Source organism: Centipeda artemidis DSM 19719 (genome assembly GCF_000426665.1).
GTDB classification, from domain to species: Bacteria; Bacillota; Negativicutes; order Selenomonadales; family Selenomonadaceae; genus Centipeda; species Centipeda artemidis.
This window is the reverse complement of record NZ_AUFU01000014.1, coordinates 1-19,467: the sequence shown is the minus strand read 5'-3', so window position 1 is coordinate 19,467 and position 19,467 is coordinate 1. Positions and strand designations below refer to the sequence as shown.

Below are 19,467 nucleotides of genomic sequence, written 5' to 3'. Positions count from 1 at the left end.
GCGGCTCTTCTACGCATATCATTTCATTGGGCGATTCCCCGGCAGAGCGCGACTCATCCCCGCCGCACTGCCGTAGATTCCACATATAAACATCAGGAGGGATATGATGTCCACAGTCCAGGAAAAAATTGATGAGATGCTCAAGAAAAAAGAGCATGTCATGCAGGGCGGCGGCGCAAAGAGCATCGAGAAGCAGCACGCCAAAGGGAAGCTGACGGCGCGCGAGCGTCTCAACCTGCTCTTTGACGAGAGCAGCTTCGTCGAGCTCGATCTGTTCGTGAAGCATCGCTGCACGAACTTCGGGCAGGAGGAGAAGGAACTGCCCGGCGAGGGCGTCGTTACGGGCTACGGCACGGTCAACGGTCGTCTCGTCTATGCGTTCGCACAGGACTTCACCGTCGAGGGCGGCTCGCTCGGTGAGAAACACGCCCACAAGATTTGGAAGGTCATGGATCTCGCGATGAAGATGGGCGCACCGTGCGTCGGCATCAACGATTCCGGCGGCGCGCGTATCCAGGAGGCGGTCGACGCACTCTCCGGCTACGGCGGCATCTTCTACCGCAACACGAAGGCTTCGGGCGTGATCCCGCAGATCTCCGTTATCATGGGACCTTGCGCGGGCGGCGCCGTTTACAGCCCGGCACTCACGGATTTCATCTACATGGTGAAGAACACGAGCCAGATGTTCATCACGGGCCCTGCGGTTATCAAATCCGTCACGGCGGAAGAGGTTACGGCAGAGGAACTCGGCGGTGCGATGACGCACAACAGCCGCTCCGGTGTTGCGCATTTCGCAACGGAGAACGATGAGGACTGCATCGAGCAGATCCGCTATCTCCTCTCCTTCCTCCCGAGCAACAACATGGAAGAGACCCCGCGCGTCGATACGGGCGATGATCCGGATCGTCAGGACGAGTCGCTCAACTCCGTTGTGCCGGACAACCCGAACGCACCGTATGACATGAAGGACGTCATCCGCAGCATCGTCGACAACGGCGAGTTCTACGAAGTGCACGAGCACTATGCAAAGAACATCATCTGCTGCTTCGCACGTTTCGACGGCCGCGCGGTTGGCATCATCGCGAACGAGCCGAATGTCATGGCAGGCTGCCTTGACGTTGACGCTTCCTGCAAGTCCTCGCGCTTCATCCGCTTCTGCGATGCGTTCAATATTCCGCTCGTCAACCTCGTCGATGTTCCGGGCTTCCTCCCGGGTGTCAACCAGGAGTACAACGGCATCATCCGTCACGGCGCAAAGATGCTCTACGCATACAGCGAAGCAACCGTGCCCAAGGTGACGGTCATCACGCGCAAGGCATACGGCGGTTCCTACATCGCAATGTGCAACCGTGAGCTCGGTGCGGATCAGGTCATGGCATGGCCGACGTCCGAGATTGCCGTTATGGGACCTGCGGGCGCAGCCAACATCATCTTCCGTAAGGATCCGGATAAGGAAGCGCGCACAGCAGAATATATCAAGGAATTTGCGACGCCGTACAAGGCGGCAGAGCGCGGCTACGTCGATATGGTCATCACGCCGAGCGAGACGCGTCCGTACATCATCACGGCGCTCAACGCACTCTCGAGCAAGCGTGAGGCGAACCCGACGAAGAAGCACGGCAACATTCCGCTCTAATTCCTTAGGAGGGATAGCATGGCTAACAGCAGCGTTGCACCGGAAATTATCGCCGCCATCACCGCCGCCGTTCAGTCGGCGATGGGCAGCAAGGTCGTCGCTGTCAGCATTAAGCCGGCAGAGATCTGGACGATTGCAAATCGCAGCAGTATCTAAGGAATCCCATCTACCGGGGACTTTGGAATAAACACGTTGGAGGAATCACACATGAAAAAGTTCAACATCACTGTCAACGGCACCGCCTATGACGTAGAGGTCGAAGAAGTACGCGGCGGCGCATCGGCAGCTCCGCGCGCAGCGGCTCCCGCACCGCGTGCGGCGGCTCCCGCTCCCGCGGCAGCGCCCGCTCCGGCACCCGCAGCGCCGGCACCGGCAGCGGCTCCCGCAGGCGCAGGCACGATCGCAGCTCCGATGCCGGGCAAGATCATTGACGTGAAAGTCTCGGTCGGCCAGGCTGTCAAGGCAGGCGACACACTCCTCATCCTCGAGGCGATGAAGATGCAGAACGAGATCCCTGCGGTCAGCGACGGCACGGTCAGCGCGATCAGCGTCAGTGCCGGTCAGTCGGTCAAGGCGGGCGACCCGCTCGTCACGGTCGGCTAATTCACCGCGATAAAATTGCATAAAAGGGCGGCTGCACATTGTGCGGCCGTTTTTTTATGCAAGGATAATTCCTTAACACTGATTTTCTTGATTGTTTATTCGTTTTCATATACAATAACAAATATCTATAATCAGGTTTTACAGTACTCTTTGGAGATGAAATAAAATAGGATATAAGTCCTTTATTATCTGAGAAAACAGACGATAATATCAATATGAGCGATGTTTTTGTAGTCGCCGATAGAGCGCGGTATGAGAGGATCGTGACGATGGAAAAACGAGTTTTATTGACGGGCGGGTATGGCTTCCTTGGACGCGCAGCCGCTGCGTGTTTTGCCAAAGAGGGATGGGAAGTCCACATCATCGACGACGGAACTTCCGAGCCGATGGAACCGCTCAAGGCAAAACATCGTTTTTATCCTTACAGTGTGTTGGACGAGCGCTGTGAGGAAGTTTTTCGTGTGCGCAATTTTGATGTGGTTCTGCATCTTGCAGAGCGCTCAACCGCGCTTGAGAGCGGGGCGTACCTAGAGAATGCGGGCGTGAATTTTCCGGGGCTCGCTCATATGCTCGCGCTGTCTACGAAATACCATGTGGGGAAGTTTCTCTTGATATCGACGGGTTCCGTGTTCGCTGCGGATGCCAAGGATCCCGGAAAAGATGGGGAGACGGCGGGGCATCTGCGTGCGATGCAGAAATATGTAAACGAGGAGTATGCACGCCGCTGGGGACAGAATTTTGACCTTCGTGTGACTGTGCTGCGCTTATCGACAATATATGGCCCGGGACAGCTGCCAACGCATGGCTTTGTTGCAAAATTTATCATGCAGGCACTTCTTGGCAAGTCCTACGAGTTTTTCGGATCGCCCGATGAGACGCGCGATTTTCTTTACATTGACGATGCCGCCTATGCGATATACAGTGCGGCGGAGCGCAACCATGCTGCGGATGTTGTTAATATATCGTCGAATACGGCAGTGTCCTATGCGGCGTTTGAAAAATGTGCCGCAGAGATATTCCCCGTGCGTCCCACAAGTTTTATGGGGGCACCGGAGAATCCGGCACTGTCCTTTGGGCGTGCAGTCCTGGATAATTCCGTCTGCCGCAATGAGCTTGGATGGCGCGTGAATGTGCCGCTTGCCGAAGGTCTTCGGCGCACCTACGACTGGTACCAAAATTACCTCAAAGAAAAGGCAAAGCGTGATGCCGCCGTACAGGCGGCGGATCAACGCAAAGAACTGTGGAACAAGATCCTGCCTTATTTGGAACATGCAGGGCTGTTTGCCGCGGCTGCGGGCATTGTCGTATGGCAGGGCAACACCGTCAACAGTATGATCCGTATGGACTTTAACTATATTTACATCGCGGTTCTTGGACTTCTTTACGGCAAGCAGCATTCCCTTCCCGCCGTAGGGCTTGCAAGCCTGCTGCTGGGCTATTCGCTGCTGATCGGCGGGACGGATGTTGTTTCTCTGCTCTATTTACCGGAATATTTACTGCATTTTGCGTCCTATCTCTTTATGGGAGTTCTCACGGGATATATTACGGATACGCGTGACCGCGAGCTGGAGGACGAGCGCTACAAGCGCAGCCGCGCGCTCGAGCGCTATGAGTTCCTGCATGCCATGTACCAGGAGAGCATTGAGATCAAGGACAAACTCTATCGTCAGATCACGAATTCCAACGACAGCATCGGGCGCGTTTACCGCATCGTCAAGCGCCTTGACAGCGTGGAGCCGGAGAACGTCTTTACACAGGCGGTTGCGGTCACGGCGGAGATTATGGAGGCGGAGAATGTCGTCCTCTATGTCAAAGGATCGAATCCGTGGTATTTCCGTCAAAAGATCCGCCGCGGCTCTGCGGTTGAGGATCTCCCGCGCTCGCTCAAGGTGGAGGAGACGCCGTATCTGCGCGAGATGATTGCGGACAAGCGCCTCTTTGTGAATCGTCAGCTCAAGGCGGGGATGCCGGACATCGCTGCGCCCATTATCTACGAGGATGAGGTCATCGCGGTCGTGGAACTTCATGCGCTTGATTTTGACCTTTGGACGTTCTATCGGCAGAACCTGCTCTCCATGACGGCGCGCCTGATCGCGACGGCGATCGGTCATGCCTATTTCTATGAGCAGGCAGTGCAGGAGAAGCGCTTCCTTCCCGGGACAAGCCGTATTCTGCGCGAAGAGCAGTACCGGCGCATCGTTGAGGAGCTGGAGGAGCGCGCCGCAGCACCGCAGACGGCAATGTCGCTCGTCTACTTGAACCTCGACGTGGCAAACGGCGACTGGCAGGCGCTCGATGGAAAGCTTACGGGCGTTGTCCGCGCTGAGGATTATATCGGTCAGGTCGGCAGTGTGGCGCAGATTTTGCTGACCGACGTGACCGACAAGATCGTTGCCATGGTGCAGGAGCGCCTGAAGGAAAAGGGCGTCGCGAGCATACGGGTGGCATCATGAATGCGGTGATGCAGTTTTACTGGTGGGAAATCCTCATTCATTTGCTCGTCACGGGGATCTTTTTCGCTGTGAACCGGCGCAGGAAGAAGCCTGTGCAGAATGCGGCGGAGACAGGTATTGTGCTCTTGATCCCTGTCTTTGGTCTCTTGACCCTGATCGGGGCAAAATTTCTCCTGGCCGCCCGTCTTCAAGGGCCGGCGGATGTCGGCGACAAGCTCCAGAACAAGGAAGTGATCTTTACCGACCTCATGCGCATCGACGCGAATGTCGTGCCGCTGAACGATTCGGTGCTTGTCGATGATCCCGAAGTGAAACGCAGGCTCTTTACCGAGACCATCAAGCGCGATGTTCTGCAGAACCCGCTCGTCCTGCAGCAGGCAATTCACGACGAGGATCGCGAGATTGCGCATTATGCCATCACGATGATCACGTCACAGCTCGATACACTCGAGGAGCGTCTCTATACGCTTGAACGGCGTGTGAAAGAAGAGCCGGACGAGGTTCAGCACCTCGAAGCCTATGCTGAGGCGCTCGGCGAATATACGCAGCAGCGTTTTATCGATCGCCTCTCACGCCTACAAAAGGCGGCGGAGCACGTGGCGGTGCTTGCACGCCTGATCGCACTGCAGCCGGATCGCCCTGAGCTGTATGTGCAGAAGGTACGGCAGGAGATCCGGCTGGAGCGTTATGCAGCGGCAGAGGAAACATGCCGCGCTTTTCTTGCGCATTTTCCGACGGCGGAGCAGCCCTATCTCCTCTATATCGAGCTCTATCAAGCAACGCATCGTCCCGCGCTCATGCAGGAGAAAATACGAGAACTCAAGGCGTGCCCGATCCGGCTCTCCATTGAGGCGCTGAACGTCATTCGGTTCTGGGATGAGGGGATCGCGCATCATGTATAAACGGAATTTTATCGCCGCCTTTCTGATTGTGTTTTTGCTGGGGCTGTTCTTCCAGTACAACCGCACGGACGGCTTTATGAAGCTCAGCACGAATATCCATGAAAACTTTGGCGCAAACGGCGCGCTTGTCGAGGGCTCGGAAGAGGACAAGGCGCTCGAACGGGAGACGTTCCTCATCCTCTATGATCCGATGAATCTGCGCAGCATGTTCCTGAAACATTATCTGGAGCGGTTCATCCGGGAGCAGAAAAAAGCGACGCTCGCGGCGGAGATCGGCGCCGTCCCGGAGATCGACCGCCGCTATATGGGCGTGCTTGTGACCACAGGAAATATCGGCGCGGTTGCCGCTCTGCCGCAGATCGAACAGTATGTCGCGGACGGCGGCACGGCACTCTTTCTCGACGGGCTTTCCGATACGGGGGTACCCGCAGGCTTTGCCGAGCGCATCGGTGTCCACCGATTTGGCGAGTCTTATACGCGTGAGGGCATTCATATGACCTCGGACATCATCTTCGGGGTACAGTCGATCGGCGTCAGCGGGCGGTCATATCAGACGACGACGGCGGCGGTGTCACTTGACTCGGCGGTGCAGATCCATGCGGCGGCGGACGATGGGACGCCGCTGGTTTGGGAGATGCCCTCAGGAGCAGGGAAATACGTCGTTTATAACGGGCAGCGCATGGCGGATAAGCCGAATGTCGGGCTCCTTGCGGGGATACTGAGCCTGACGTCGGACACCTATGTCTATCCAACTGTGGGGGCAAAGGTCTTTATTATTGACGATTTTCCCGCGCCCGTCCCCGTGGGGATCTTCCCGCGCCTCTACGACGAGGTTCACCTGACGACGGCGGATTTTTACCGCAATGTATGGTGGCCGCAGATGCTCGCCAATGCCAAACGCTACGGGTTTAAGTACACAGGTGTTGTCATTGAGACGTACGGCAACCAGGTCAAAGGACCGTTTGCCCCGATGAGCGACCGCTACACGCGCAGCTATCTCATCGCGTACGGACGCGAACTCCTCAAATCCGGCGGTGAGCTCGGTATCCACGGCTATAACCATCAGCCGCTCGCGCCCGCAGGGTACAATCAGGAACATCTGGACTATACGCCGTGGGCAAGTCCCGAGGATATGAAGGAGTCTCTGCGCGAACTGCGCCGCTATATTGCCTCGGCATATCCGGACTACGCAATACGTACCTATGTGCCGCCGTCCAACATCCTCAGTCCCGAGGGCAAGGAGGCGCTCAAAGAGGTGTTCCCGGATCTGAAGATCATCGCGGCGCTCTATATGGGGATGCCCGAGGACCGCGCCTACTATCAGGACTTTCAGCGTAATGCGGACGGGAGCTACGAATTTCCGCGCGTCAGTTCCGGCTATATTGTGCGCGGGGACATGCTTTGGGATATCGTAAACGTAATCAATACCCAGGGGATCGTCTCGCATTTCGTCCATCCCGACGAGATCTTTTACGAGGAAAGCGCCCATACGACATGGCGTGAGATGAACGAGGGCATGGATGCCTTTATGAAGTTCACGCAGGAGCAGTACCCGTGGCTGCGCGGCGCGACGGTTTCGGAAGCCGCGGCGATGCTCGGCGCGTATTTCGATCTCGACTGCCGTATCGAGCGCGAAGGGGACGAGATGCGTATCATCTCTTGGAACTACCGTGTGCCGCCGCGCTATATTCTGCGCACGCATAAAAAGCCGGAGGCGGTCGCGGGATGCACCGTCGAAAACATTGGCCAGGCGGCATATATCGTCGAGGTAAAGGAACCGACGGCTGAGATCCGTTTTAAGTGAGAAAGGAGGGGGCACATGCGTATCTGTCTTTTGGTCGAAGGCTCGTATCCCTATGTGGTCGGCGGTGTCTCCTCATGGGTGCAGATGCTCATCGAGGGGCTGCCCGAGCATGAGTTCGTCGTCTACTCCATTGGTGCGGAGATGAAGCAGCGCGGGGATTTTCGCTATAACCTACCAAAGAACCTCGTGGAGGTGCGTGAGCTCTTCCTCGATGAGATCCTTGCGCTGCGTGCGCCGTCACGCAATGAGAAGCCGCTCACACCGCAGGAAAAAGTATGCCTTTATGAGCTTGTTGTCGGCAATGTGCCGCTCGATCTGGACGTCCTGCTCGGCATTTTCCGCAGCGACCGTATGCGGCACGACGCCATGGGGATTTTCATGAGCGCGGACTTCTTCGACATCATCGAGCGCGTCTACCGCGAGCACTATGATCATCTGCCGTTTACGGATTTCTTTTGGACCATCCGCTCCATGCTCCTGCCGCTCTTTTACATCCTGCAGCAGGACTTCCCGGAGGCGGATATTTATCACAGCGTCGCCACGGGCTACTGCGGCGTTGTCGGCGGCGTTGCGTCGCGCGTTTATCGCAAGCCGTTTCTCATCACGGAGCACGGCATTTACTCCCGTGAACGCGAGGAGGAGATCCTCAAGTGCAAATGGGCGGAGGGCGATTTCAAATCCGTTTGGATCCAGTATTTCTATAACCTCGCGGGTCTTGCCTATGCGGGGGCGGATCGCGTGTTCACGCTCTTTCAGAAAAATGCGGATACGGAGATTGCGCTTGGCTGCGCGCCGGAGAAGATCGCCATCGTCCCAAACGGTATTCATATGGAGCGATTCGCACATATCGCGCTTAAGGAGGAAGCGACCGAGAGCGGCATCGTCATCGGCGCCGTCGTGCGCGTCGTGCCGATCAAGGACATTGTGACCATGCTGCGCGCGTTCTTCCTCGTGAAGCAGTCCATCCCGGATGCGAAACTCCTCATCATGGGGCAGTACGAGGAGGATCCCGAATACTACGAGTTGTGCCAACGGACGATCGAGACCCTGCGTCTTGAGGACGTCACGTTCACAGGATCGGTCAATGTTGCCGAACGCCTCGCCGAGGTTGATCTCCTGCTGCTTTCAAGTATCAGCGAAGGACAGCCGCTCGCCGTCCTCGAAGGGCTCGCGGCGCATCGCCCCTTTGTTACAACGGATGTCGGGTGCTGCCGCGAACTCCTTTACGGGGAGGGCGTCGACGACATGGGCGACGCGGGAATCGTCGTCCCCGCGATGGACTACGAGGAGATGTCGCGCGGTATTGTCCGCATGGCAAAAGACGCGCCGCTGCGCCGCCGCATGGCCGAGATCGGATATGAGCGTGTGAAGCAGAGCTACACCTACGAGAAATTTATCAATTCGTACCGCGACATCTACGCACGGGAAAAGAGGGACTAGGATGGCGGGCATCGGCTTTGAGCTAAAAAAACTGTTCCGGGAGCGCTCTGCTGCCGGATATATGAAGGCATACGGCTACTCTGCCATCGTCACGACGGGACCTTTTGTATTGATGGCAGGGATGGTGCTTGCCGTACAGATGATGTTCCGCACATTCGAAGTGCCGCAGGCGGAGATGCAGCTCTATACCGCGTCCGTGATCTATTCCTTTGTATTTTCGCATGTCCTCTCGAGCGGATTTGTCATGATCATCACGCGCTATCTCGCCGACCTGCTCTACGGGGGGGAACATCGGGATATCGCCGCATCCCTTTTTGGTATCGCTGCGGTGACGCTCCCGTTCGGAACGATCATCGCTGTCCTCTTCTTTTGGAATAAGCCGATCGCTTTTTCGACGAAACTGCTGACCTATATTTTCTTCATGCAGATGACGGGCATCTGGCTGCAGGGCGTATATCTTACGGCGGTAAAGAACTATAAGGCACTCTTTTTCAGCTATCTCGCAGGCGTGTTTATCTCGGTCGCACTCTGCTTCCTTGTCCTTTGGACGGGGCTGCTTCCGGCGGTCGACGGATCGCTGCTCGCCATGAATATCGGCAGCGCAGTCATTTTGACGCTCTTTTTGGCACACATCCTGCGCTATTTCGGCTATACGAAAAAGGGGCTTGCGTTCCGCTTTCTGCCGTATTTCGAGATGCACCCGAAACTGTTCTTCATCGGACTTTTTTATACTGCCGCACTTTACATGCCGAACTTCATCATCTGGCTTGGCCCCGACGGCATCCTCATCGACGGCACGTACCGCTGTGCGCCGACCTATGATGTCGCGACCTTCTTTGCGTTCCTGTCAATCATGCCCGTTATGGTTATGTTTACAGTGTCGGCAGAGCTGAATTTCTACGAGCGCTACGCTGTCTACTTTACCTATATTACGAAGCGGGGCAATTTCCGCGACATCGAGGACGCGCGCATTGATCTGCTGCGTACGCTGTGGTATGAGCTGCGGAATATCGTGGAGTTCCAGCTTGTATTTACCGTTGTTTTTCTTGGCCTTGGCAATTATTTCCTGCCGTTTGTCGGACTTTCGTTCGGTTCGGTCAATATGTATAATCTCATCGTACTCGGTGCGTTCTTTGTCGCAGCGGCGCAGGTCGTCTATACACTGCTCCTCTATTTCGAGGATCAGCGCGGCGCGCTTCTCGTCACGGGCGGACTGTTTTTCGCGCAGATTGTATTCGGCGTGGGCGGACAATTTTTCGGCGAGGTCAGTTACGGCTTTACATTCTTCCTCGCATCTGCTATTGTCTTTATTGGAGCATTCCTGCGGATGCAGTATTTCTGCAAACGCATCAATTATTTTGTCTACTGCGCGCGTCCGGTCTTTTACCGTCCGCCGAATGGAATGCTCACGCGGCTTTCGCGGCTGCTCTGCGGGAAAAGGGAAGGGGATGATCTTGTGTGAAGCGATGCAATTATAAAAATAAGGCGCTCCTCACTTCGCTCGGCGTCCTGAGTATTTTTTTGCAGCCTTCGCCCGTCGGGGCTGTGGATGTTCTGCACGATGTGCAGGGCGAGTTCGACCGCCTGCGCTCCGCTGCACAGGAAGTGGAGGATCATCGCGCCGCCGTTGCCGATCTGCATCAAACGGAGCAGGATCTGCGTACGGCAGAGGACTATGTGAAAACGGCGGATGAAGAGGTTGCCGCTGCCGAGGACGAGCATAAAAATACGCAGACAGCACTCGCCGATGCGCGGATGCGCGCATCCGATGCGCGTGAGCGTGTTAAAGAGACGGAAAACATGGTCGCCGTGCGCACCGCAGAGACGGCGGTACGCCGCCGGGAAGCAGAGAGCTATACAGCCGAGCTCGAAGCGGCGCAGGCAGAATATGATGCGGCAGAGGCTGCGGCGGAAGCTGCAAGTGCCGCAGCCGCAGGGACGGCGGGCGGAGACGATGCGATAAAACTCCTCATCTCCTCCGATGAGATGCGCCGCCGTGTTGCGGATGCCGCACAGCAGGCGGGCTATGATTACCCGCTGATGGAGCAGCTCGAGCAGGGACTCTATACACTCCCCGCGCAGGAGGAGGCGGCATCCGGGGCGGCACCCGCCGCGGATGCCGGTACGGCGGCGGAGGTACGGGACAGTGCGGCGCAGGTTGCACTTGACCGTGCAGCGGCGAGACTTTCCTACGCAGAACAGCGCGCCGAGGAGCTGCGCGCCGCCCTTGAGACGGCGGAAGACGCTGAGGAAGCTGCGCGCGGCGATTACGCAGACGCTTTGGAAGAAGTGCGTGACGCGGACGAAGAGCTCAATCAGGCCTATAAAGATCTTACCGCGGCGGCACTTTATGTCGGCGAAGCGCGCACCGCGCGCACGGAAAGCGAGGCAGACCTTGCCCTCGCCGAGCGCGACCACGCGGCCGCCATGCGTCAGCTCGCACGATGGGCTGCGGGGCGCAGCGCACAGGTGGGCATCGAGTATTACGCATGGCACGGCGGAGAGGGCGGCGTTGGGCATCAGCGCTACCACCCCGTTTCCTACAGCTATTCGGACGGAAAGCTCGAGTTCGGTGTCAGTACCGCGTATGTCGTCTCTCGCACGGGCAAGAAGCAGGGACATGTCTCGGGATTTACCGATACGACGGTCGATCTCGGTTTATGGAACAAACACGACCGATATGATGTCCGTTACGGACTCTCGGTTAATTTGCCGACGGGCATGGCGCAGATTCATGATAACGCCGTGGTGCCGGATACGGTTGCCGCGCTCACGCGTTTCGGCGAGGGATGGAACTGGACGCCGAACATCACGATACGCCGGAAAATCAACGAAACGGATTCGTGGTATTATCGTCTTGCCTATGCGATTCGCGGGAAATACGACTATACGCTCGATATGGATCTGCATGATCCGCCGACGGTGCATCCTGCAGATCGCTACGAGGGCGAGGTGCGGTACCTTCATGCTGCTAAAAATGACCGGTTGACGGCATTCCTGCGGACAAATGTATTTACAGGACGTTCGAAGGAAAGCAGGGAGGTATATCACGAAGGGGCGGAAGGTCTTCTCGGGATCTTCTATACCAAGCGGTACACAAAGAAAGATTCGTTCAAAGCATATGTCATGTATGAGCTGCGCGGCGCCCCTATTTACAAGACGGCCGCGGAGCAGCACAGCGATAATACGTTTACGCACTATTACGGAATCGGCATGACGCGTGAACTTTCAAAGAACCGGCGGGCGCGCCTTATGCTGCATCATCGGCGCTCGAAGGGGACATTCATCTCGCCGCTGAATAGTGAAAACGGCGAGGATCAAATGCGTACCTCCGTGCAAGTCGGATATGACCTGCGTATTAGCGACCGTGAAGCATTGTCGCTCGACGCGGAACGGTATTTCTACCGATCGAACCCGCATGAGCGATACCACGGATGGGGCGTAGCGCTCACGTTCTCCCGCAGCTTTTAACGGAGAAGATTCAACCAAGGAATACTGAAAAATAGGGGTTATGCGAATAGGCAAACCCTATTTTTTTGCCTAAAATTTCTTGTTTTGCATGACTTTTTCGGAAAAAACAAGGAGTTTTGGGATGATTTTATTCAGAAAAAGAAGGAATTTTATCATGCCCTATCGAATGACTACAGAACTCTGAGGTTTAGTTTGTTTGTATATGTTTGCTGCAGAGGATTGTGCGGCGGACAAGGCGGGAGCGGAATGGTGAAAAAGATTTTTTGTGCGCTCGCGGTTCTCATGGGGCTTGGCATTGCAGGGATGTTCTGCTGCTCCTTTTTCGAGATGCACGCGGGGGCAGAACGCGAGATGAAACAAGCGGAGCAGCGCCGAGCGGAACAGGAAGCTGCGGAAGCAAAGGCGGAGAGCATCGACTACCGCGCGGCGATGGAAGATCTCATCGTCGAAATGAATGATTATGCAGACGCCGCTGCCGGACGGAACTTTATGTTTATTACGAACGGTGGTACGGGCATCTATGCACCGGACGAGACGCATCCGCGCGATCGTGTGGAGCGTCTGCTCAACGCAGTTGACGGCGCGCTCATCGAGGATTTTTTCTACGGTTGGGATATGGAGGACGACCTGCCCCCGCCGGCAGAAGAGCAGGCGGAGCAGCGGCGCAATCTGCGCCTCGTACGCGAAGCGCACCGTCCCGTGTTCAACATCGACTATACACATAAGGACAGCGCCGTGCGCGGCTCGCAGCGCAAGAATAAAGAGGCAGGCTTCATCGGCTTTGCCGCCTCGCGACGCGAACTGGATGAGATTCCCTTCGGTACGATCGTCGATGCGAATGCACGCGACGTGCATTCGCTCGGTGACGTGCGCAACTTCATCGCGCTGCTGAACCCTGCGCGGTTTCGCAGCAAAGAGGACTATATAGAGAAGCTGCGCCGCACGGACTACGATCTCCTTATCATCGATCTTGTCTATAACGATGCCCCGCTCACGAAAGAGGATGTCGAGGCACTGAAGGTCAAGGCAAACGGCGGTCGTCGCCTCGTCTTTGCCTACATGAGCGTTGGTGAGGCGGAGGATTACCGCATCTATTGGAAGGACGAATGGAACAAGCACCTGCCCGTCTGGATCGATGAGATGAACGACGACTGGGAGGGCAATTACAAGGTTCGGTATTGGACACGCGCCTGGCAGGATCTCCTCTACGGATCGGCGGACGGGTACCTCGATAAGATCATCGCCGCAGGATTCGACGGCGCATTCCTCGACGTCATCGATGCGTACGATTATTTCTATGAGAAAGAGGGACACTGAGCGCCGCAGGTCAATTTTGAAATGCTAAACAAGGGAACGATGCATGAATTGGTGCAGCGTTCCTTTTTGTATCCTTGTCAACAGCGTAGGAAAATGCTAGAATAAAGCGTATATGACCAAAAGTTTTGGAAGTGATCGGAGGGCATGTTTCACGTGCGTCTGAAAATCCGGATTCTCGACAAATACATTTTTCGCGAGGTCTTTGTTTCGTTCCTGTTCGCCATCTGCGCGTTCTCGGCGGTCTTCATCGGCTCGGGGACGCTCTTTCGCATTGCGCAGTACATTACGGACTATGGGGCGTCGCTGCCGTCGGTGATCAAGATTTTCGTATTCAGTCTGCCGGGCGTCGTCATGTGGACATTCCCAATGTCGATGCTGCTTGCGAGTCTCCTGACGTTCGGCAAGCTCTCGTCAGCGAGTGAGATCACGGCGATGAAGTCCTGCGGCATCAATTTTACGCGCATTGCGACGCCGGCGGTACTGCTTGGCTTCGTGGTCAGTGTGGGCGCGATTCTCTTCAACGAATACGTTGTACCGCGTGCGAATACGGCGTACCGGAATGTCATTTACTATGAGATCGAAGGCAACTCCGGGATGAAGTCGCAGGAGCATGTCATCATCAAGGAGATCACGGACGGGCAGATCCGTCGTCTGGTCTATGCGCGTGCGTACGATGCGGAACAACAGCGGCTCACGAATGTCAGCCTGCAGGTGTTCGGCGACGACGGTAAGGTCTCGCATGTGGAGAACGCGGAGTATGCGGAGTGGACGGGCAAAGAGTGGATCATGCACAGCGGGGACGTCTACGACATTGCGGACGAACATATGGAGCGGCATATGCGGTTCGAGACGCAGGTGCTGCCCGTGCAGAAAGACCCGCGTCAGATCATCCGTGAGCAGAAATCACCGGAGGAGATGACAATGCGCGAACTGCGCCGTCAGATTGCGCTGATGCAGACGCAGTATGTAAATACGAACAAGCTCGAGGCGGAGCTCTATCAGCGCGTCTCCGTACCGATGGCGAGTCTCATCTTTACACTCATCGGTGTGCCGCTCGGGATTCAGCCGACGCGCAACTCGTCGTCGGCGGGCTTTGCGATGAGCGTTATCATCATTTTCTTTTACTATGCGCTCATGACGATGGGCAACGCGTTCGCACGCGGCGGTGTTCTGCCGCCGATGCTTGCCGTGTGGATTCCGAATATCGTCGGCATAATTGCGGGGGCAATTCTCTTTCGGCGCGCCTCGCACTAATATTTTCCTGAAAGGCTATAGATTTGTAATTAAGGTGACGGCACTATGTACGGTATTACGCTCATTCTCGTGCTCGCCGTTGTGGGCGGGGTCATCGCCTTCATCGGCGACCGGCTCGGTACGCGCATCGGCAAGCGGCGGCTTTCGATCTTTGGGCTGCGCCCGCGCCACACAGCGGTCGTTGTGACGGTTTTTACAGGCGTCTGCATTACGACGGTGACGTTCGGCGTGATGGCGGCGGTCTCAGAGAATGTACGGACGGCGCTCTTTGGCATGGAGCGTCTGAACAGGATGATGGCTGAGACGCAGGCGGCGCTTACGCGGACGGCGGATGCGCTCACGCAGGCACAGTCGGATCAGGAGCGTGCGCAGGGGGAGCTGAAGCAGTCGGAGGACGAGATTGCGCGGCTCGAGGGCGAACGCCTAGGGCTCACAGAGGAATCGGAGCGACTGTCGGAGGGCAACCGCCGTCTTGCGTTGGAAAAAGAGGGGCTGATCTCGCTCAATGGGCGGCTCAGCGGGGAAAATGAAACCCTTCTCACCGATATTAAGGAACTGGGCATACGTGCGAATGCGCTGCGGCAAAATATTTTGAGCCTGCGCGAGGGGGACATCACCTACCGGGCGGGCGAGATCATCGCGAGCGGCATCATTCCCGCAGGGCTCAGCCATGAGGAGGTCGAGCGCGGCATGGCGGGGCTCGCGCAGCTCGGTACGCGCAATATCTCCGCACGTCTTGGGGAAAATAAGACGGATCAAGATATCTGGATCTATCAACCAGAATACGACGCCGCCGTGCGTGCGATCGAGGAGAGCAAGACGGGGATGATCGTGCGTATTGTCGCGGCGGGCAACCTCGTGCGCGGCGACGAGATCCGCGCGTCGATTGAGCTCTATCCGAACAGTATCATCTACCGCGACGGCGAGCTGATCGCAGCGCGTGTCTATACGCCGGAGACCATGCGCGCACAGGGGGCGGAGCAGACGGTGATGGCATTCCTGCGCGAGGTCAACGCGGCAGCATCTGCAAAGGGAATCCTCCCCGACCCGATCCGCGGGACGGTCGGCGTCATCGAGGGGGCAGAATTTTACGGACTGGTGCAGGAACTTCAGGGGCGTACGTCCACTGTCGTCATCTCGGCATATGCCGCAGGTGATACGGATGCGATGGGACCGTTGCGCCTCACGTTTAAGATCGAAAACGAGACGCCGCAGTGAGTACCGTTCTTGCCATCGATCCCGGGCGGGATAAATGCGGTATCGCCGTGCTCTCGCCGCAGGGAGACATCCTCCTGCATGAGATCGTGCCGACCGGAGCCTTAGAGACGCGGGTATCCGAGCTCGCAGCGGAATATGCGCCACGCATCATCATGGGGGACGGTACGACGAGCGCGGCGACAAAGGCGCGGATCGAGGCGCAGGTCGGCGCGGTGACACTTGTGGACGAATACCGCACGACGGAGGAGGGGCGGCGGCTGTACTGGGCGGAGAACCCGCCCCGCGGCTGGCGGCGGCTCGTGCCGCGCGGGCTGTTGACGCCGACCGTGCCGGTGGACGATTTTGCCGCCGTTGCGCTTGCCCGGAGATTTTTAGCGGGTACGGCACGGCGCGATTGACAGCCGACGCGCTCTGCGGTAAGATGAAAGGAATTATATCCTGCTGTAATGTAAGGAGAGCAAGACTACATGCCCGATCATGTCCTAGCATTTATGATAGCGCTCGGTGTCGCGCTGTTTTTGACGCCCGTCGTCATTTCTTTTGCGCGGCGCACGGGTGCACTTGACGCACCCGATGCGCGCAAGGTGCATGTGCGTCCCATTCCGCGCATCGGCGGCATTGGCATTTATGCCGCCTTTATGGTGTCTGTGCTCGTGCAGATGAGTATTTCCGACCTTTCGCCGGAGCTCATGACCAGTCTGTGGGGGCTGCTCGCAGGCGGGACGATCATTGTCGCCATCGGAATCATCGACGATTACCGGGATCTCCCGGCAAAGGTGAAACTCCTGGGGCAAATCTTCGCCGCGTGCGTTCTCGTCATTGGCTTTGACGTGCGCATCGACGTGATTACGGATCCGCTCGGCGATTTTATCTATCTCGAGTATTTCGCGATTCCTGCGACCATTTTTTGGGTGGTTGGACTGACGAATACCGTGAACCTCATCGACGGGCTCGATGGACTCGCCGCGGGGGTGTCCTCAATCGCGGCGGTGACGATCTTCCTCGTTGCGATGGAGGAGGGCATTCCCTTCGTAGCAATGATCACGGCGGCACTTGCGGGGGCGGCGATCGGCTTCCTGTACTATAACTTCAACCCCGCGCGCATCTTCATGGGCGACACGGGGAGTATGTTCCTCGGGTTTATGCTTGCGGGGATCTCCGTCATTGGCGCGGTCAAAAGCGCAGCGACGATTGCGCTTATTGTGCCGATCTTAGCGCTTGGTCTGCCCATCCTTGACACGACGTTCGCCATTGTGCGGCGCGCGCGCAATCACCGCCCGATCTTTAAGCCGGACAAGGGGCATCTGCACCATCGGCTGCTCGCACACGGCTTTACGCAGAAACAGGCAGTACTGCTCATGTACGTTGTGAGCGCTCTTTTTGGACTGTGCGCGCTTGCACTGACGGCGGTGAGTACGCAGGCGGCGCTGCTTATCATCATCATCGTTGCGGCGGCAGTTTTTATCGGCGCTCGCAAGCTCGGCATTTTGCGTCTCGACGCGCAGCAGAAATAAATCGTGTATGACATTCCGAGAGGAGTGAAAATAGAGCATGATCGGCAAAATCAAAGTGATGTCGATTTTTGGCACGCGCCCCGAAGCGATCAAGATGGCGCCCGTCGTCATGGAGCTCATGCAGCATTCGGACGAAATCGAAACGAAAACGCTGGTCACGGCGCAGCATCGCGAGATGCTGGATCAGGTACTGCATCTTTTCCACATCGTGCCGGATTATGACCTCAATATCATGGCGGCGGGGCAGACCCTCTTTGACATCACGACACGAGCGATGATGGGCATCAACGAAGTATTCCAAAAGGATCGCCCGGATCTCGTGCTTGTCCACGGTGATACGACGACAACCTTTGCGGGGGCGCTTGCTGCGTACTATCATCAGATTCCCGTCGGGCATGTCGAGGCGGGACTGCGTACGCATGACATCTATTCGCCGTTCCCCGAGGAGATGAATCGGCGGCTCACGGGCGGTATCGCGACCCTTCATTTTGCACCTACCGCAACGGCGCACGACAACCTCGCGGCGGAGGGGGTTCCCGAGCGGCGCATCTTCGTGACGGGCAATACCGTCATTGATGCCCTCCATCATACCGTGCGCCCGGACTATATGCTTTCGCCGGAACTCTCGCAGGTCGATTTTGCAAATAACCGTGTGTTGCTTGTTACCACGCATCGCCGCGAAAATCTCGGCGAGCCGATGCGGCACGTTTACCGTGCCATTCATGACATCGTGGACGGACTCTCGGACGTGGAGGTCGTTTTCCCCGTGCATCGCAATCCAAAGGTGCGCGAGATCGTGCAGGAGGAGCTGGGGCATCTCCCGCGCGTCCACCTCATCGATCCGCTCGACTACGAGCCGTTTGCCAACCTCATGGCGCGCGTCGACATCGTGCTCACCGACTCGGGCGGCATCCAAGAGGAAGCGCCCGCACTCGGCAAACCTGTACTCGTCCTGCGCGATACGACCGAACGCCCCGAGGCAGTCGCGGCAGGAACCGTGCACCTCATCGGTACGGCGGAGGATCGCGTGTTCAACGAGACGATGCGTCTTCTCACAGATACGACGGCGTATGCCGCGATGGCGGAGGCCGTGAATCCCTATGGCGACGGGAGGGCGGCGCAGCGTATCATAGAGGCAATACTCTACCATGCGGGACATCGTCATACCCCGCCGGAGCCATTCCATGCAGAAAACGAAGAGTACTAAAAACGAAGATGCGGCACCGGACGGAAAAAAGTCCAACACCGCGTCATCGGGGATCGTCGATGCCCTGCGCGCCTTTGGAGTGCTTTCCGGCATCGGCATCTATCTCGTCGTATTTCTCGGCATCTTCATCTTCATTGGGAAAAATGCGGATGATATACTCGGTACGGGGCGCGTCTGCACCATCCTCGGGATCCTCCTCGGATTCCCTGCGGCAGGCTATTCCATCTATCGACAACTTAAAGCATATAAAATCGTATGACGAAATGAATGGAACGATCCCTTATTTTCAAAAAACTTGAAAAAGGGACTTGACGAAGAAAAGCCGTTGTGTTATATTATGACAGTCGCGCTGATGAAGGCTAGAGGCTCTCGAGGCGCACGAGATGTACCCTGAAAACTACACAATGCAGAGAGGTTAGAGTAATATCTAACCGAAGCCAGATGCAACATCGTTGATAATTTGGTCAACGAAAACAATTCTTTTACAGAATGACATTAATGAGTCTAGAGAGGCTCTTCTTTTACGGAGAGTTTGATCCTGGCTCAGGACGAACGCTGGCGGCGTGCTTAACACATGCAAGTCGAACGGAGCGAATGAAAGCTTGCTTTTATGAGCTTAGTGGCAAACGGGTGAGTAACACGTAGACA

General features: G+C 56.7%; 16 protein-coding genes and 1 rRNA gene. All 17 read left to right on the top strand.

Features of this window, described 5'->3' with window-relative positions:
• The first annotated feature begins 106 nt into the window (after positions 1 to 106).
• Positions 107 to 1,636, top strand: coding sequence for a methylmalonyl-CoA decarboxylase subunit alpha (mmdA, locus tag K341_RS0108415; RefSeq protein WP_026762492.1), 1,530 nt, complete (start codon positions 107 to 109; stop codon positions 1,634 to 1,636).
• Positions 1,637 to 1,654: 18 nt separating this feature from the next.
• Positions 1,655 to 1,792 carry a hypothetical protein gene (locus K341_RS12790; protein WP_009350212.1) on the top strand — a complete coding sequence of 46 codons (138 nt, stop codon included), beginning with the start codon at positions 1,655 to 1,657 and terminating at the stop codon, positions 1,790 to 1,792.
• 51 nt (positions 1,793 to 1,843) lie between these two features.
• On the top strand, positions 1,844 to 2,239 hold the full coding sequence (locus tag K341_RS0108405; RefSeq protein ID WP_009350211.1) for a biotin/lipoyl-containing protein: 396 nt from the start codon (positions 1,844 to 1,846) through the stop codon (positions 2,237 to 2,239).
• Positions 2,240 to 2,454: 215 nt separating this feature from the next.
• Positions 2,455 to 4,692 carry an NAD-dependent epimerase/dehydratase family protein gene (locus tag K341_RS0108400; RefSeq protein WP_009350209.1) on the top strand — a complete coding sequence of 746 codons (2,238 nt, stop codon included), beginning with the start codon at positions 2,455 to 2,457 and terminating at the stop codon, positions 4,690 to 4,692.
• Positions 4,689 to 5,594, top strand: coding sequence for a tetratricopeptide repeat protein (locus K341_RS0108395; RefSeq protein WP_009350208.1), 906 nt, complete (start codon positions 4,689 to 4,691; stop codon positions 5,592 to 5,594). Before K341_RS0108400 ends, K341_RS0108395 begins: the two co-directional genes overlap by 4 nt.
• A complete protein-coding gene (locus K341_RS0108390) occupies positions 5,587 to 7,398 on the top strand; it encodes a DUF2194 domain-containing protein (protein ID WP_026762490.1) in 1,812 nt (603 codons plus the stop codon). The genes K341_RS0108395 and K341_RS0108390 overlap by 8 nt, the downstream gene beginning before the upstream one ends.
• A gap of 15 nt (positions 7,399 to 7,413) precedes the next feature.
• The gene (gene pelF, locus K341_RS0108385) at positions 7,414 to 8,838 is read left to right on the top strand and encodes a GT4 family glycosyltransferase PelF (RefSeq protein ID WP_026762489.1); all 1,425 of its coding nucleotides are present in this window, start codon (positions 7,414 to 7,416) and stop codon (positions 8,836 to 8,838) included.
• Between the two features lies 1 nt (position 8,839).
• Positions 8,840 to 10,300 carry an exopolysaccharide Pel transporter PelG gene (gene pelG / locus K341_RS0108380; RefSeq protein ID WP_026762488.1) on the top strand — a complete coding sequence of 487 codons (1,461 nt, stop codon included), beginning with the start codon at positions 8,840 to 8,842 and terminating at the stop codon, positions 10,298 to 10,300.
• Complete coding sequence (locus K341_RS0108375) at positions 10,297 to 12,309, top strand: transporter (RefSeq protein ID WP_026762487.1); 2,013 nt, start codon at positions 10,297 to 10,299, stop codon at positions 12,307 to 12,309. Before pelG ends, K341_RS0108375 begins: the two co-directional genes overlap by 4 nt.
• Positions 12,310 to 12,555: 246 nt before the next feature.
• Complete coding sequence (locus K341_RS0108365; protein WP_009438583.1) at positions 12,556 to 13,626, top strand: endo alpha-1,4 polygalactosaminidase; 1,071 nt, start codon at positions 12,556 to 12,558, stop codon at positions 13,624 to 13,626.
• Positions 13,627 to 13,779: 153 nt separating this feature from the next.
• Positions 13,780 to 14,880 carry an LptF/LptG family permease gene (locus K341_RS0108360; RefSeq protein ID WP_026762486.1) on the top strand — a complete coding sequence of 367 codons (1,101 nt, stop codon included), beginning with the start codon at positions 13,780 to 13,782 and terminating at the stop codon, positions 14,878 to 14,880.
• A 45-nt stretch (positions 14,881 to 14,925) separates the two neighbouring features.
• The gene (locus tag K341_RS0108355) at positions 14,926 to 16,098 is read left to right on the top strand and encodes a DUF3084 domain-containing protein (RefSeq protein WP_009350200.1); all 1,173 of its coding nucleotides are present in this window, start codon (positions 14,926 to 14,928) and stop codon (positions 16,096 to 16,098) included.
• Positions 16,095 to 16,496 carry a RuvC family protein gene (locus K341_RS0108350; protein WP_009350199.1) on the top strand — a complete coding sequence of 134 codons (402 nt, stop codon included), beginning with the start codon at positions 16,095 to 16,097 and terminating at the stop codon, positions 16,494 to 16,496. The genes K341_RS0108355 and K341_RS0108350 overlap by 4 nt, the downstream gene beginning before the upstream one ends.
• Before the next feature lie 69 nt (positions 16,497 to 16,565).
• Complete coding sequence (locus K341_RS0108345; RefSeq protein WP_009350198.1) at positions 16,566 to 17,612, top strand: glycosyltransferase family 4 protein; 1,047 nt, start codon at positions 16,566 to 16,568, stop codon at positions 17,610 to 17,612.
• Between the two features lie 37 nt (positions 17,613 to 17,649).
• Complete coding sequence (gene wecB, locus K341_RS0108340; RefSeq protein ID WP_009350197.1) at positions 17,650 to 18,819, top strand: non-hydrolyzing UDP-N-acetylglucosamine 2-epimerase; 1,170 nt, start codon at positions 17,650 to 17,652, stop codon at positions 18,817 to 18,819.
• Complete coding sequence (locus tag K341_RS11730) at positions 18,797 to 19,078, top strand: AtpZ/AtpI family protein (RefSeq protein WP_009350196.1); 282 nt, start codon at positions 18,797 to 18,799, stop codon at positions 19,076 to 19,078. The genes wecB and K341_RS11730 overlap by 23 nt, the downstream gene beginning before the upstream one ends.
• Before the next feature lie 261 nt (positions 19,079 to 19,339).
• Positions 19,340 to 19,467, top strand: a 16S ribosomal RNA gene (locus tag K341_RS0108330); the annotation flags it as partial.

What these genes read in the sequence shown, in the direction of transcription:
- mmdA (WP_026762492.1), top strand. Translation starts at nt 107, where the DNA reads ATGTCCACAGTCCAGGAAAAAATTGATGAGATGCTCAAGAAAAAAGAG.
- K341_RS12790 (WP_009350212.1), top strand. Translation starts at nt 1,655, where the DNA reads ATGGCTAACAGCAGCGTTGCACCGGAAATTATCGCCGCCATCACCGCC.
- K341_RS0108405 (WP_009350211.1), top strand. Translation starts at nt 1,844, where the DNA reads ATGAAAAAGTTCAACATCACTGTCAACGGCACCGCCTATGACGTAGAG.
- K341_RS0108400 (WP_009350209.1), top strand. Translation starts at nt 2,455, where the DNA reads ATGAGCGATGTTTTTGTAGTCGCCGATAGAGCGCGGTATGAGAGGATC.
- K341_RS0108395 (WP_009350208.1), top strand. Translation starts at nt 4,689, where the DNA reads ATGAATGCGGTGATGCAGTTTTACTGGTGGGAAATCCTCATTCATTTG.
- K341_RS0108390 (WP_026762490.1), top strand. Translation starts at nt 5,587, where the DNA reads ATGTATAAACGGAATTTTATCGCCGCCTTTCTGATTGTGTTTTTGCTG.
- pelF (WP_026762489.1), top strand. Translation starts at nt 7,414, where the DNA reads ATGCGTATCTGTCTTTTGGTCGAAGGCTCGTATCCCTATGTGGTCGGC.
- pelG (WP_026762488.1), top strand. Translation starts at nt 8,840, where the DNA reads ATGGCGGGCATCGGCTTTGAGCTAAAAAAACTGTTCCGGGAGCGCTCT.
- K341_RS0108365 (WP_009438583.1), top strand. Translation starts at nt 12,556, where the DNA reads ATGGTGAAAAAGATTTTTTGTGCGCTCGCGGTTCTCATGGGGCTTGGC.
- K341_RS0108355 (WP_009350200.1), top strand. Translation starts at nt 14,926, where the DNA reads ATGTACGGTATTACGCTCATTCTCGTGCTCGCCGTTGTGGGCGGGGTC.
- K341_RS0108345 (WP_009350198.1), top strand. Translation starts at nt 16,566, where the DNA reads ATGCCCGATCATGTCCTAGCATTTATGATAGCGCTCGGTGTCGCGCTG.
- wecB (WP_009350197.1), top strand. Translation starts at nt 17,650, where the DNA reads ATGATCGGCAAAATCAAAGTGATGTCGATTTTTGGCACGCGCCCCGAA.
- K341_RS11730 (WP_009350196.1), top strand. Translation starts at nt 18,797, where the DNA reads ATGCAGAAAACGAAGAGTACTAAAAACGAAGATGCGGCACCGGACGGA.